At 63.2% G+C, this 15,779-nt stretch carries 7 protein-coding genes; all 7 read left to right on the forward strand.

All coding sequences use genetic code 11. The features are described from left to right. The first annotated feature begins 4 nt into the window (after positions 1-4). Entirely contained in the window at positions 5-1,246 is a 1,242-nt protein-coding gene (locus JNM28_07665) for a type II secretion system F family protein (GenBank protein MBL8068312.1), read from the forward strand. A 141-nt stretch (positions 1,247-1,387) separates the two neighbouring features. Next, on the forward strand, positions 1,388-2,401 hold the full coding sequence (locus tag JNM28_07670) for a prepilin peptidase (GenBank protein MBL8068313.1): 1,014 nt from the start codon (positions 1,388-1,390) through the stop codon (positions 2,399-2,401). Between the two features lie 59 nt (positions 2,402-2,460). Beyond that, a complete protein-coding gene (locus JNM28_07675; protein ID MBL8068314.1) occupies positions 2,461-3,378 on the forward strand; it encodes a prepilin-type N-terminal cleavage/methylation domain-containing protein in 918 nt (305 codons plus the stop codon). Positions 3,379-3,441: 63 nt separating this feature from the next. Then, complete coding sequence (locus JNM28_07680) at positions 3,442-5,517, forward strand: hypothetical protein (protein ID MBL8068315.1); 2,076 nt, start codon at positions 3,442-3,444, stop codon at positions 5,515-5,517. Beyond that, a complete protein-coding gene (locus JNM28_07685; GenBank protein ID MBL8068316.1) occupies positions 5,517-7,757 on the forward strand; it encodes a type II secretion system protein in 2,241 nt (746 codons plus the stop codon). The genes JNM28_07680 and JNM28_07685 overlap by 1 nt, the downstream gene beginning before the upstream one ends. A gap of 14 nt (positions 7,758-7,771) precedes the next feature. Continuing rightward, positions 7,772-11,017 carry a hypothetical protein gene (locus tag JNM28_07690; protein MBL8068317.1) on the forward strand — a complete coding sequence of 1,082 codons (3,246 nt, stop codon included), beginning with the start codon at positions 7,772-7,774 and terminating at the stop codon, positions 11,015-11,017. After that, positions 11,014-15,777: a hypothetical protein gene (locus JNM28_07695; protein ID MBL8068318.1), complete on the forward strand. Its 4,764-nt coding sequence runs from the start codon at positions 11,014-11,016 to the stop codon at positions 15,775-15,777. Before JNM28_07690 ends, JNM28_07695 begins: the two co-directional genes overlap by 4 nt. Positions 15,778-15,779 lie beyond the last annotated feature (2 nt).

The following is a 15,779-nucleotide window of genomic DNA, read 5'->3' on the forward strand; positions in this document are numbered from 1 at the left end:
AACCATGGCAGTCTACAGCTACACATTCCGTGACCCGAGCGGAGGCCTGCAAAAGGGCACGGCCGAAGCCGAAACCGAAGAGAACCTGAGGGCCCGATTCCAAGAGCAAGGCCTTGAAATCGTTGAAGTCACCCTCATCAAAAAGGGCAAAGTCAAAAAGGCGCGCTCGTACGGCAAGGTCAAACTCACACGGCTCTCGCTCTTCTGCCGGCAGTTCTCGACCATGGTCGACGCCGGGGTCTCGCTCGTCCGGTGCCTCGACGTTCTCAGTCGGCAGACGGAAGACCCGCGGCTGAAGAAAATCCTCATCGACGTCGGTGAACGGGTCGAAGGCGGGGAATCCCTCAGCCGGGCCATGCAACGCCACCCGCGCACCTTCAACAACCTCTTCATCGGTTTGATCCGCGCCGGTGAAGTCGGCGGGGTGTTGGAAGAAGCCCTGCAACGCCTTTCCGCATTCTTGGAAAACGATGTCGCCCTCCGGCGCAAGGTCAAAGCCGCGCTCACCTACCCGGTGATTGTTATCTTGGCCGCCGTCGGCATCCTCGTCCTCCTCATGGTCTTGGTTGTGCCGCAGTTCACCGCCATCTTCAAAGACCTTGGGATGAAGGATACGGAATTCCCGCCGTCCACCAAGTTCCTCATCGACCTTTCCCAAAACATGATCCACAACTGGCACATCTTCTTAATCGTTGGTGTGGTCTTGTTCTTCGGGTTCAAATTGTTTGCCGGGACTCGGTTCGGGCGGCGCATCGTTGACCGGATCAAACTCAAGTTCCCGGTCTTCGGCCCGCTGCACCTCAAGGTGTGTATGGCCCGGTTCAGCCGAACCATGGGCACCCTGCTCACTTCGGGCGTTCCCATCCTGCAAGCCATGGAAACCGTCGCCGGGACGGTCGGCAACTCCATCATGTCCGACGCGGTTTTGGATGCCCGCGCTAGGATCCGTGAAGGGGATCGCATTGGTGACCCGCTCGAAGCCAGCCGGCTCTTTCCGCCCATGGTCGTCCACATGATCGGGGTCGGGGAGGAATCGGGTTCGCTCGACTTCATGCTCCAAAAAATCGCCGACTTCTATGAAGCTGAAGTCGAAGCGACCCTGCAATCACTGACCTCAGCCCTGGAGCCGCTCATCATCGTCATCCTCGGCGGCATGGTTCTCTTCATCGTCTACGCGATGTTCGCCCCGCTGCTCAAGGTCATCACAAGCCTCAGCGCCGGCGAAGCGGACAGCGGCGGGGAATAACCACCCGACCGACAGCATGTGGGGGGCGGGCCAGAGCGGCCCGCCCCCCACCTCTTTTTTCAGGGCGTGTTAAATTAGGTATCTTGCACAAGGCAAGGATGCCAAGGAAAAATCGGGGTGTTTCCAGCTTGGACTGCGATCGTGGGGTTTTGGATCGGGGCGGCCATCGGCAGTTTCCTCAATGTCGTGATCTACCGCATGCCCCGGGGCATCTCCATCTATAAGCCGGCTCACAGTTTTTGTCCGAGTTGCCAAAAGCAGCTCACCCCCCGCGAACTCGTCCCGTTGCTCAGTTGGGCGTTCCAAGGCGGCCGGTGCGCCTGCGGGAAAAACAAGATTGGTGCCCGGTACCAAGTCGTGGAAGTCGTCACCGGCATCTTGTTCGCCGCCATTTGGTACCAACAGCTTTGTGCCGACCCGCTTTCATCCAGCGACCCTGTGTTTGTCATCAAGGCCGTCGGGTACATGCTGTTTTCGGCCGCCCTCGTGGCGGCGATCTTCACCGACCTCGCCCATTACATCATCCCGGATCAGATCAATGCCTTTATGCTGTTCGCGGGATTGGGGATGAACGTGGCCTACGCATCCGTGGGGGCAAAGGAAGCCTGGGTTGGGGGGATGCCTTCTAGCATCGCGGGGGCGTTGACCGGGGTCGGCGTTTTGTGGGGGATCGCCTTTTTGGGGCGGGTGCTTTTCCGCAAAGACGCGATGGGCCACGGCGACATCAAAATGGCCAGGGGGATCGGGGCCGTGCTCCTGCCGATGGGCGCGGGGATGAGCTTCGCGATGGCGGTCGCCCTCGGGGCGGTGATTGGGGCCATCCAAATCGCCATGTTCCGCAGCAAGCCCGTCCCCGACAACGGTTCCGCGGACGAACCCGCTCCCGAGCCGGAACCGATCGGCTCATTGCTCAAGTGCGGGCTGGGCTACGTGCTTTGCATGGACGTTTTTGGGCTGGTTTGGCCCAAAATCTATGAATGGTGGTTTGGCGAGAATCCTTACTCGATCGAAGAGTTTGAGGAAGAGCCTGAGGTAGAACACACGATGATCCCGTTCGGCCCTTACCTCGCCGCGGGGGCTCTCGCCGTTGTGCTGTTCGCCCCCCAATTGGAATTGGTTGTGGACGCTTACAAAAAATACATCGGGTTGGAGTGAAAATGAAAGGGAACAATCGGAAATCGAGGGAAGTCACACAAGACAGACCGGAGTACGCCATGAGCCAGGGCAAACGCGCATTCACCATTATCGAGCTGCTGACCGTGATCGCAATCATCGCGATCCTCTCGGCGATCATCGTCCCCGTGTTCGCCCGGGTCAAAGACAATGCGAACCGGAGCAACGACATCGCGGATATGAGCGCGCTTAGCTCGGCCCTGGCCCTCTATCGCGAAGACCAGGGTGCCTACCCGCCGGCGCTCCTCGGCTACGTCACGCTTTATGCCACCGGGCCGAACGCCGGGAACGTGATCCCGGCGAGCCAGCTCAAAGGGTTCCTTTACCCCCGGCGCGAAAAATCACTGGCCAGCTTCACCCCCGCCTACACCCGGTTCAGCGAAGGGGCGGTGGTCAATGCCGTCTTCCCACCCCAAGACCCGACGGCCATTGGCAGCGGCGCGCAGCTCGACCTGAACGGCGACGGCTCTATCGACTCTTTCGACGACGTGGCTGGTTCCCGCCAGGCTTACGGTCCGGCCGACGGCAGCGTCTGCTGGGATCCGACGGTCAATGCGGTCGTTGCCGGAACCCGGTGCGGCGGCGTGACACTCACCGACCCCGCAGATCCCAATGCCCGCCTGTTCTATGCAGTTTCCGGCTACGACGTCGGCCAAGTCCCCCTCGCCTCAGGTGCCAAACAGTTCGAACTCCGGTACACCCGGTTTTGGTCGAACTTTGCCATCGGCAACGGGGTGGGCAACGGCAACGGCAACGCCAACGACGACCCGCGCCAACTGGGTTACACCAACCCGCCGGACACCACCGTCGTCACTTGGAACAGCAACTACCGCGAATATGCGAGCCCGGGCGTGCCGCAAGCTATGCGGCGCGACATCGTGCTCTTCCTGAACGGTAGCGCACGGACCTACGATAGCAAACAGCTCTTTGACCGGGCCTGGCGGCAGAAGGCGAACTAAATCGCCTCACAAGCCCGACCAGATCGCCCTTGCCCCTGACACAGCACTTGGATTGACACAAATATGGTACGAGTTGGAACGAAACGACGCACGGTGGCCGGGACTTCGCTGATCGAAGTCCTCACGGTCATCGTCGTGTTCTTAGTGGGGATCCTCGCCGTCGTGCAGGTGTTCCCCCCGGGGCTCGCCACCTTGCGCACGAACCGCGACAAGACCCTGGCCGTTGCCCTTTCGCGGGGTGAGATGCAGCGAGTGCTTGGTCAATCGGCGCAATTGCCCGAACGCATTGTCGCCGGGTCGTTTGATGCGGCCGGCAACGTTTTCGTGCTCTCGCAAACCGACCCGCGCAATTACAATCCGCCGGTGACCCAGCCCGCCAACGTCGGCGAGATTGACTCGAACGGCAACGTCCTCGTCTCGGGCAACCCGGTCGGGCACTGGACCAAACTCACGGGGCCCAACACGATCAACCGGATCATCGGTGAAGGGCGGCCCGTGCCCCAACCGACCGTGGTTAACGGGGTATCTGGCAGCCGCATGCAACTGATGTTCGCGCCGATCTTCTACCTTTACGATGCGCCGAACTCCCAATCGCTCGGGCAAGTCCTCTCCGTCTACGGCAACGACCTGCGGCAAGCGGTCGGCAGCAGCGACGACACTATTCCCGACTCCACCGCCGCACTCTACGACACCGATTCCTACACCTACGTGCCGGAAGAAAAGGCAACCCTCACCGCAAACACGCCGACCGGGTTCGACCGCAAGGATCAGATCTGGATCGGCCTCCTGCGCGATTCGGGCACCAACGCCCCCATCTTCCACGCCTACCGGATCTCGATGAGCTTCATTTATAACGACGGGACGTCCGACCGCGTCGTCGAAGCCATCTTCACCGCCCAGCCGAACATCCTGAACGCCTACTACCGCACCTTTAACAACTATGCGGTGGTTTCCCTCCCCGACTTGCTCACGGGTAGCGCCTTCGCCCCCGCTGGCTACCGGGGCGTCGAAGTGGGCAGCATCCGGGTTCAGCGGGTCTTTTCCGAAGTCCCAGCGGCAACCGCCTTCAACCCGGACGACCCCTACCAGTTCAAGCCCTGGAACTATGCACAGGGCATGATCCTCCTTAACCCGGCAGGTGCCACCGTGCGGGTCAAGAACCTGGATGGGAACGCCGCCCCGCTCATGGCCCGGGCCGACTACTCGGTCTATGACTGGCGGATCCTCCGCGACGAATTCAGCGTCCCCCGTCCCACCGCTATCACCTCGTTCGTGCCAACGGTCAAGCTGCTCGCCAATTCCATCCGCCCGGGCAGTGCGGCCAACGTGGACGGCAAACCCTATGGCGGCATCGCGCTGCCGGCTGACAACTTCATGTTCACCCCCGATCTCAACGGGCTAGTCGGGACACAAGACTTCGTCCTTCTCGACCTGGAAACCGGCGGCATCATCGCGGGCAATTCCCCTGCGGCGGGAAGCTGCTACGAGGTGAACAAGTCCGACGGCAACGTCGTGTTCCGGGACACGGACACCTCTGACGCCTACGCCGTCACCGGGCGCATTTACCTCCCCGATGGCACTTTCGGCGGCTGGACGGCCTCCGCCCCGATGGAGATCGCTGGGCGCCGCGTTCGCGCCCTTTACATGGCGCGCAACGAGTTTGCCACCCAAGTGCTCAAAGCCTCTGCAACGTACAGCATCGTTTTCCCAGCCAACCCGAACCAACTCGCAGCCGGGCAATGCACTCCGGGAGGCAGCAACGGCTGGGGGCAAACCAACCGGATCTACTTCCCGCTCATCGACATCGGCCAAAAAGTCTCCGTCGGCGAAATGTGGGTCGCTGGGGCAGGGGCCCCCGTCATCCGAGACCGCGACCTGAAAATCAGCGGGATCGAACAGATCTCCGGGACGACGGTCGCCTATGCCGAAGTGCCAAACGGGGCAACCCTGGATGCGAGCCGCAACAACTACGCCTTGCGCCGGGTGAACGGCTCCTCGATCAAAGTCAGGGGCTTCTTCAACCCGGACAGCTTCCAACTCGGCTCCGACACCGTGGACAACTACGACCGGCTCCGCAAATGGACCGAGAGGTACTCGGTCAACACCACCGAGGCGTTCGACGCCGGGGGGAACAACTGATGGCCCAACGCAAATCCCGAAGCGCATTCACCCTCATCGAACTCATCACCGTGATGGCGATCACGGCGATCCTCCTCACGATCATCGTCGTGCCGGTGGTCCAAAGCTTCAACCTGACCCGGGCAGCCCAAGGGTTTGCCGACGCGCAAAACCGAGCCCGCAGCGTGATCTCCCGCATTGAGCGCGAAATCAGCAACAGCGCCGGGGTTCGCGACAACTCCGGCCACAAAGGGTCGCTCTATATCATGCTCCCCGACAGCGCCGGGGCCCCGACCGCGCTTCTGCTGAGCTACGTCAAGCTGGATGTCCAGGCGCCGGCCCAAGGCGACCCGGGTTCCCGCGTCGGAACCGCATTCCGTGACCCCGACACGTCAAAGGTCGACCCGACCCTGCAAGCGCCCAAAGGCCAAATGCGGCTCCCCGGCGTGCCCGGCAACACCATCGTCCGGTACTTCGTGTGCCGGCGTGACCCGTTTGCCGCCTACAACAACCCGTTTGTGCAATACAAGCGACCGGGCGGCGGGAACTGGCTGGCTGCCGGCGCCGGCAAAGACAACCTCTACGTTTTGATGCGGGCCGAAGTGGAGCCCTACGTTTACCAAACGATTGCCGGGGTTCCCACCCGGGTCGTCAATTCGGCCTTCTTCTACGACCTCGACCGAGACGCTGACCCCAACACCCGCGGCCCGCTCTTGGACGATCCGACGTTCATGGATCCCCTGGCTCGCAACGCGCTCGGCGGGTCTGCCGCGCTCAACTACGCGACGCCCATGGCCTACGACCCGGCTGACCGGGACGCGATGGTTCGCAATTGGCTCAATAAGGCGAGCATCGTGACCGAGATCAGCCGGTATGACATGATCCAACCGCTGGTTGGCAAGAACAACAACACCGTCGTGTTCGACGGGGTCAAACCGGTCGTGATCCCCCTCGTCCGGTTCCAGCCGACGCGGATGAACAGCGAAGCGGCAGAAGCCCAACTCGCCGTTCGGCCTAACGAAGAAACTGACAACTCCGAAAAAATTGGCCCCACAACCTATGTGACCCAAATGGGCTCTTGGGCCGATGCCTTCTTGCAAGTCTTCCCCAGCGCCTACACGCCGGCAACCGGCCCCGTCGCCAACTCGGCGGGGGCTGTCCGGCCCGTGTGGCCCGGCGGGGCAACCCTGACGACCATGCCCAACGCCAACGGGGATACCGCGATCTTTGGGCCGGGCGGCGAATATTTCAACATTGACCGGTACAAAACCTTGCTCAGTCAAGGGGCGGACTACCCGTTCACGCGGTCGCTCAACCTGGCCCTCCTCGGCGGGTCAGTCCCTGACCGTAACCTGTTCATTGCCCTCAACCCGGATACGACCCGGGGCGTGGTCGATGCCGGGTTCGACATCCGCCATTACGGCGTTGACACCGGCGTTCCGTTTGCTGGCCGCGTGCCTTCCAACCAGACGACCGAACCTGGGTTCGACATCGGCCCCACCGTCACGCCAGCAGACCCGGTTTACCAAGCCGGGCCGGCGTGGCACACCTATTCCGGGGTGAACCAACGGTTCGCCCGCCTGTGGAACCAATGGGATGCCCTTTGGCCCAACCTCGCCGCAGCTCCGGCGCGGGACGACCTCGCCAACGGCTGCAAGCGGTTCATCGACCTCAGGGTGCTGCCGCAAGCCGGCCCCAGCGCCGAACCGAGCCCGCTCGCCCCAGGGCTGCTGGCCCGGGCCAGCATCGTCCCCGGAAGTGAAACCATCTACGGGCCCGACCAGAACCCCGGGCCAAATTTTGGCAAAACCGTCCGGTACACGCGCGTTCCCAACATCGATTCGGTGCCCGTCGGCCCCAACCAATACAAAATCAACTACACCGATCGGAAGGAACCGGACTGGGCCGCCACCTATGGCTTTGCCGCGCCCAACTACGACAAGGCGAGCTACAACGCGACCGACTTCCTCTCCTCAGTCCTGCAAGCCCGGTACCGCGCCGGGTACGTAGAACTGAACTCGCGCTACGGCGAGCCGCTCCCTGGCGACGATGTCATCGGCGGTACAGGGGCCGAAGGGAACATTTACGCCACCTACCGCTTCCAATTCACAGAGCCGAACGACGTGGTGACGGTGGACTACGGTTCCACTGAACTGATGGAAGTCGTGCTGACCATCCGCAACTACCCGCAGACCAACCTCCCCAACCCGCAAATGGTGACGGTGCGAGGCTCTGCGGCAGTGCGAAACAAGCTGCGGTGAGAAGAGACAGGACCATGAAAGCAAGAACCAAAGTGGCCAACCCGACCGGTAAGCGCAAAGCACAGGCGCTGGTCATCGCCATCCTCGTGCTGGGAGTGCTCCTCATCCTCGGCATCGCCTTCGCCGCGATCGTCAGCCGGAGCATCAACCAAACTGGGGTCTCTGCGCGGCGCACCCTGGCGAGCGACCTCGCCGGCGCCGGCATCAAATATGCCCATTCCCAGCTGCTGCACTCGGCTTCCGGAGCCGACTGGCGGCCCGAAGCGACCCCGCCCACCGGGATCGCCGGCGGGCTCACCAAAGACCCCGATGCGCTCTACCTGCGCGAAGGGACCGGCTTCCCGGTCGAGATCGACCCCGTCGGCCGGCCCGGGTTCACCGTTACCGACCTCGGCGGGCCCGATTACCTGGGTGCTTACAGCCGGATCGGATTCGACAAAGGGCGGGCCTTGGTTCGCGTTCGGTACGCGCCCAATGCGTACGATCAATTTAGCGCCGCTACCGGCGCCCTCCGCCAAACCGGCAAAGCGCGCGGCTACACGGTGATCGAATCCGTCGGCCGGGCGGGCGCCCTCGATGACCAAGGCCGGGTCGACCCCAGCCGCTTGCTCGCAACCGCAGTTCAGGTCAGCGGGTTCGCCGATGGCAACGACCTCCGGAATAAATTGGGAGGCATCAAAGCCGCCGATGCCAACGTGCCGGACAGCCGGGTCATGATCGGTTTCGCTTCGGTTGGGATGCTCGAAACCCCCGTCTACATCACCGACATCTACAAGACCAACCGCCCGGCCGAAATCGGCTTCCCGACCGCCGGGGCCGGAGGCCTGTTCACCGACAACACCGGCGTCGGCAACACCTATGAAGGTTTTGAAGTCGCCACCGGGCGCCTTCTCGGGGCCAACGCCAGCGGTGCGGCCAACATCCCGGTCAGCAACGCGCAGTGGGATCAACTCCCCGGCGCAGGCGGGCTCTATTCCAACACAGCCATCGAAGTCCATGGCGCGGTGACCGCGTTCGTGAACACCGGGCTCGGCGAATCGTGGATCGTGAACGGTGGCGTCCGGCCGGCCAACTCTTCGTCCTCACTCACCTTCCAAGCCTTCGACCTGGATGCCAGCACTGCAACGCCCCAGTGGAGGGCTTGGGCGGTGGCCAACGGCAACCCGTTCAACTCGCCGGTTGCCTTTAACGCGGCGCAACTCAACAGCGACAATCCGCAGTTCAACACCGGCGGCGGGCTCCTGCAGGACGGGCGCAGCGGTGAAGACACCAACGGCTACAACCGCCAAACCAAACGCAAAGAAGCCCCCAGCATCACCGCCACCGACCCGCAATCCGGGCTCAACCGGTACCTGGAACTCACCCAGCGCACCGGGGTGGCCAACCCCAACGGCACTTTCAGCGGCGAATTTGGCCACGGCGAAGGCGTCTATGTCGATTCCAACGAGCGGGGCAACCGCCGGGGATCAGACCAGGCGCGCGGGTTCGACCCCCAAAAGTCGCTTCCCAACGACTGGCTTAACCCGAACAATGCCGCCAGCCAAGGGTGGCAGGGCCCTTACTACATCCCAAACGCACCTCACGTGCGGTTCCTCCCCGATGGGTTCGAAATCCGCCGGGACACCCGCAGCGCCAGCGCCTTTTGGCAAGATCCCACCGGGGCCTCCACCGGCAACACCTATTGCCGGTTCTGGGTTCGGCGCGTCGCCGGTGAGAATTACATCGCCGACAGCGTCGCCAACCCAGGGTTCGACCCAACTGTCCCCGCGAACTTCGTCAACCAAGGCCGCATCTTCAACGGCGTCCTGATGTTCGCCGGCGATGTGCGGGTTCGGGGCGTCATCCCGACCGACCAACAGATCTCCGTGGTCTCGATGGGCACTGTTTATGTCGAAGGGAGCTTGACTAAAGGCATCGTCGACCCATGGTCGGGAGCCTTGCTCACCCGCCCGAGTGCTTCGGTTATTGCCTTGCTCGCCAAGGACTACGTGACGGTGAACACAACGATGTTCTTTGGGCCCAAAGCGGGCGAATCGCCCCGGCCCAAATCCACCAACCCGTTGCCGAACACGCCGAACCCGATCGAGCTTGACGCCTCGACCGAGATCACCCTCAATACCGAGTTCTTGCTGAACCCGGTCGGCAACGACCCCTCGGCTTGGGTGCCGTTCGCCTCGGGATATGTCTCGGCAGATGGCACGGGGCCGTTGGCCAGCCAGGTCATCCTCGCCGTTTCCGCCGACGACAACGGCCCGTCCTTCCTTGGGATGGATGTCACGGCCAACACCTACAACCTGGCTTCGGCGACTGGGGCCTACCTGTGGCAAACCCAGCTCCTCGGGCAAACCGTCAATGGTGCGGCCGCGACTTACCCGCTGCCAACCCCGCTGACGATCCCCGAATACGGGCTCACCGACCCCACGGTCAACGCGTATCCCAAGTTCGAAAGCTGGGCCATGCCGGTCTTTGACCCGGCGGCCGGGTGGAACCCCTACACCGCGGTCGAACGCCGCCTGCGCGCCGTGCCGCTCAACAGCACGGGGGTTTACGACCTTGCCATGCAAGACACGACCGACTTCCACCTCCGCTTGAACCCCATCGGTTCCCAGCCGAGCAAGAACGTCCTGGTCGCCCGCAGCGCCGTCACGCCGGCCGATGTCCGCATCGAAGCGGTCATGTATGCCCAAAACGGCTCGTTCTTCGTCATTCCCGGCCAATGGTTTAACACCAACCCGGACGACCTGCGCAGCTCGTTCGAACAGAACTACACACCGGGCAACGCGGCCGACGACCTCAACACCGCCGCCCTGGATTACGGCGGAGGGGCAAACCTCCTGCTGGCCCAGCAGCGCCGGTATGAACGGTTCGGCAATTCGCCCGAAACCCCGTTCTATGCCGAGCCCCTGGCTGTCCGAATCACGATCTCCGGCTCCATTGCCGAAAACATGCCCGCCCCCATGAGCATGCAGTCCGAATGGCTGAAGAAATGGGGCTGGATGCCGCGCCGGCTTGGGGGGACGGGGCGTGCCCTGCCGGCCCAACACGTGCCGGGAGGGATCCTGGCCGCCGGCCAATTGACGGTGCCCAACCTCAACCTTGCCTTTGACCCGGTGCTCACAACTGCGGCCGTCCCGGCCAACTCGACGCCGACCTCGCCGTTGCTTGCGGTTCGGACCACCGCCGATGGGCGGCTCCTGCCGCCAGCCCCCAGGCTCCCGGTCAGCCCGACCCTCGCCTACTTCGGAGACATCAACCCGTGAAAACCTCCCGATCCGCCATCTTGACCGCGATCGCCGCCTGCGTCGTTGCCACGGCACAGGCACAGCCGGTCGCTTACGCCACGCAAACCACCCCGATCAAAGCCGGGGTCGTGCTCCTGCGTGACCAAGCCGGATTCGTGATCCCCAGCTCGGCGCCGCATATCTGGGGCATCCTGGATGGCGACAAAACGGTCAAACCGCCGGAATGGCGGTTCGAATCGGGACTCGGCAACGGCGTCCTCACTACTTCGGCGGCGGCCCGTTGGGGCGTCCCTGCAGCAGCCGGAACCCCGATCGACAAAACTTATGCTCCCTATTGGGAGGTAGATCTGCGCACCGCCAGCAACCAAGACGTCGACAACTTCGACGTGCTCCAAGTCAGTATGCCGGCCGTGGCCCAACTCACTTCCGAAGAGCGGGAGAAACTCCGAGGATTCGTCGACAAGGGCGGTCTCCTCTGGATCGACTTCACCGTCAACGGCTCCGGCGTCGACGGCGTCAACAACTTCCCGGCCCCGATCACCACCCGCGTGGCCCCGGCCGGCCCGGCGGGGCAGATCCAGCTGAACCCGTTCCACCCCTTGGCCATTGGCCCCAACCCGCTTTCTCTCGGCGACATCTATGCCATGAGCGCCGGGAACCTGCAAGTCGTCCTCGACCCGTTTTCCCTGGGTGCTTCGCCGGTGGCCCAAATCCTCCGGGGCGCGGAACTTGATTCGCTCCGCACCGAAGCTGTGGCGACTTCCGACAATTCGGCAGTCATCGCCCTCTCGCAGGTTGGCAACGGCTATGTCCTCCTGACTTCAAGAGGGGTCAGCCGTATCATCAACCGCGATTTCACCGGCGGTTCCAACGCGGCCCTCACCGCCGCGCCTGCCCTCCGCGACGTCTCTTACACGGCGGCGGCCAAGCTCATCATGAACGCCTTGGCCCTCCGGTCGCGGTTTGCTTCGGCGGCGGCCGGCAGCCGGAATTCGTCCTCCACGGCGGTGACCATCGGCGTCCCCGCCATCAAGTCGTTTGCCGCACCCGCTTTTGCCGGGCAAAAGGGCACACCTGTCTTGGCCAATGGGCGCCTGATCGTCTCATCGGGCGGGACGCTCTACGTTTACGACGCAGATCCGGCCAGCGACCTCGACCGCGACGGCAACCCCGATGACGGGCTGGCCGATCCCGTTGGATCCTCTTATGACCGCGTGTGGTCGAGTGCCAACTTCGGGGCAATTTCCGAACCGACCTACGTCGAAATCCCCGGTGCCGCCATCGCCGAACAGATCTGGGTTCAGTCCACCGACGGACGGCTCCTCGGATTCAACCTTAACCAGACGACTTTCACCGGGGTCACCCCATTTGCCGCAATTGACCCGCCAACAACCGGGCCGTCGCCCCAGCCGGAAGTGTTCGCCCCGACGTTCCACGAAGGGATCCTTTACGTTGCGGATGCCGGTGCCGGTGCCACCCCCCAAGGGCGGCTCTGGATGGTCAACCCGCGCATGGCCGCCGACATCGCCATGGGCGGCGGCAATGTCAACGAAGCGCGGAACGTCGACGATGACGGCAACGTTTTGGGTAACTACGCCTGGGGCGGGGATTCCAGCCCCAATTACCACGTGCCCGGGGCCAGCCCCTCCATCGCCTATATCCCGATCGAAGATGGTTCCGGCGGGCTCGACCTCGTTGCCTACATCGGTTGCAAGCGGACGACCGGCGCGTTCACCTCGCCCGTCCAGTTGACAAGCTTATTCCTGGGGGCACGCGGGGAAGTCCCGCGCGATGTCAGCCGGGCGGCAACCGCCTTGAACCTCCAAACCCGCGTGGCCCAACAAGGCGTCCGGGTCTCGGTGGTCACCGGCGCCCGCTCGCCCAAAGGCTTGACGGTGCGCGCCTATGTGAACGGCCAACCGTTCACCGCCGCCCAAATGGCCACGTACTTCACCGGCGTCGTGCTGCAGCCCAGCAACGGTACCATCCAGCTCCAAATCCAACCCGCCCAAGTCGGCGCTTTCGACTGGGATGGCAAAGACACCCCCGGCAACCCCAACGACGACGTGAGCTACCGGGTTGATTACATGTGCGACTGGACCACAACCGGTGCGCCGATCAACCAAATGGTGCGGGGCAACATCTTGGTGATGGATCAAAACATCCCTCAGCTGGATCTGATGGCCCCTCCGGCCGTCTCGGCGAGCGGGAACGTCGGCCTCATCGTGGCCAGCCCGGACGGGGGGAGCTACTACAACATCGAAGAAAGCGGCATCGGCACCATGTGGGTGCGCAGCCGGTTCGAATTCCATGGGGCGATCACTAACCTCGGGGCACTCGGTTCTTCAGTCGGCTACCCGCCCAGTCTGGTGGATGAAGACGACCTGGTGCGCCTCGTCCCGCCCCTCAATCAAGCCATGTCGAAAATCCGGCCCGTCGGGATCGCGGCCGCCGGAGATTCGTTCTATGTGCAAGTGGCGGCGACCAAATCCCTCGGCGGATTCGGAATCCCTACCGGGGCCATCCTCAGCTTCAAAGCAAGCCCGCCAGACCCTGAATTCACGGTCAATTTGGGCAGCGGTCAAAACAACACCGGGCTTTTGTTGAAGCAACCGGATATGGCCCGGAGCGGCTATGCGGCATTGCCGGGGCTGTTCAGCAGCATCCCGAGCAATGTGTTCAGCATTGAACCGATCGCCAACAGCACGCGGGCCAAAATCCGCATGAGCTCGCTGGCTTCGGGGACCCGGGGGTCGATGAACTCCTGCCTCGCCAGCAACCTGCCGGTCATCGTCAACCGCAGCGGCACCACCGACACAATCTATGAGCCCGAGGCACCCGCGGACAACGGAGCCTTTTTCAAAGGTTTCGCTTCTGGCCGTTGGAGCCCCCTCAACTGGTACACCGTCATGAACGGCTATGTCGGGCAAGTCGGCCCGGTCGTGGCGGGCGAGCGCGTCATCGTCGGTGGGGCGAGCTTCCTGCCTGGCCTCGTTGTTAATGGCTTCACCGGCATCCCGACCGGGATCGACGGGCTGTTGTTCGGGATGGATGCGCGCATCAGTCCGGATGATCCGAACTTGATCTCCACTGCCGCCCGTCCTTGGGTGAGCCAGCTCTATATGCTCAAGTCCCCGGCCCCCGCCCCGTTCAACTTTACGGGTGTCGTCCCGGCCAAGGCGATCCGGTGGCCGCAGGCCCGCGGGATCACCGACCTCGACGACTTCCGCGTCCGCATCTTGCAAGCCTCGCTCCTGGGCGAAACCCAGCTCTATGGGCTCGCGGCGGGCGAAGGCGGCATCGCAGTCACCACCGATGCCAACACGACCCTGTTCCGCCGGAGCGACTTCCTGATCGCCGACAACGGGCGCATCAGCCGGTTCGACCCGAGCGGCAACCCGCTGTTCTCGCTGGAAGGCACTTCGTACGGCGGAACCAACCAACCGGGGGTTGCCGAACGCACCCGCCGGATGTCGTCGCCCAACCGCGTCTATGCCGACGGGCAAAACGGGTATGTGTTTACCGACCCCGGCAATAACCTGGTGGCCCGAGTCGATTCCTCCGGGCGCGAGATCCGCAGCATCACGGGGATCAAATTCCACCAAGACGTGTTTGCTACCACGGATCCGGCCCACCCCGAGCTGAGCCCCCGCGGCCAGACCCAAAACGAGCCGAAGCTCCTGCGCAACCCGCAAGACGTCGCGTTTTGGACAAGCTATGTCACGGCTGCCGACGTGCAGCGCCTGTTCCCCAGTGAAGGCGCCTACCGGACCTACACCAACGAACGGTGGGACAACTGGCTGATTGCCGACGCTGGCAACAACCGCGTTATCCAACTGATCGACCGATACACGCTGGATTCTGCCGGCCGGGTGGCGGGCGTGGTTCGCTATCGTGACGTCAGCGACAACGAAGACGCCAACAACCTCACGCCGGCCCTCGGGATCCTCTGGTGGCATTCGCCCGAAGAGTTCTCGGGCAAACGGTACGCCTACAATTCGATCAGCCGGGCCACGGTGGACGTGGGCGGTTCCATCCGCACCGCGTATGCCATGGGATTCAACAACGTTCAGCCCAGCTTGCGCACGTTCGGGCTTGACACGAACCCGTCGGCCCGGGGCGACAACCCCACCGGCTATGGCGGGGCGGTCATCTACGACGGTCCGAGCACCAAAGTCATTAACGAGATCGTTCTGCCGGCAACCCCGGCCAATGTCCTAATGGGCACAGCGGGGGCGAATTTTGCGTTCAACCTCCCCGCCCGGGCCGCCCAGACGATCGCAGTAAGCGGGCTCACCTCGGTCACGGTCAAATACCGCGACTTCGGTTCAGGCCCCGTCCTCACCGCCATGCTCTCCACCGACCGGGGTGTGTTCGAAGTCGTCGAAACAAGCCCCAACGTCTGGAGTGTCATCTGGCAGCTTCCCGTCGAGGTGTATGAGTTCATGCGCCGGCCGGTCGGGAATCCGCCCACCTACACGCCGGGCCAACTGGCCAGCAACCCCGAAGGGTTCCGGGCCATGCACGCCAAACGGCTCGATTCTGGAGATGTGCTGGTCGTCAACGGCTACAAAGGCACCTACAAAGGCGGCAGCTCCTTCGATGGCGAAGTCCTCGTCATCGATGGTTCCACCGGATTTACTGCCGACCCCCGAATCCCCAGCTACGACGTGAACCGGCAAAACCTCGGATTCAACGCCCTCAGCATCCTTTATGAGCTGCCGCCGGTACAAGGCATCCGCGGCCTCGCCCACCCTGTGTTCGCAGAACGACAATAACC

The sequence above is a fragment of the Armatimonadota bacterium genome (assembly GCA_016789105.1).
Classification (GTDB): domain Bacteria; phylum Armatimonadota; class Fimbriimonadia; order Fimbriimonadales; family Fimbriimonadaceae; genus UphvI-Ar2.

Excerpts from the sequence above, each read along its gene's own strand:
- JNM28_07665 (MBL8068312.1), top strand. The coding sequence starts at position 5 with ATGGCAGTCTACAGCTACACATTCCGTGACCCGAGCGGAGGCCTGCAA.
- JNM28_07675 (MBL8068314.1), top strand. The coding sequence starts at position 2,461 with ATGAGCCAGGGCAAACGCGCATTCACCATTATCGAGCTGCTGACCGTG.
- JNM28_07680 (MBL8068315.1), top strand. The coding sequence starts at position 3,442 with ATGGTACGAGTTGGAACGAAACGACGCACGGTGGCCGGGACTTCGCTG.
- JNM28_07685 (MBL8068316.1), top strand. The coding sequence starts at position 5,517 with ATGGCCCAACGCAAATCCCGAAGCGCATTCACCCTCATCGAACTCATC.
- JNM28_07690 (MBL8068317.1), top strand. The coding sequence starts at position 7,772 with ATGAAAGCAAGAACCAAAGTGGCCAACCCGACCGGTAAGCGCAAAGCA.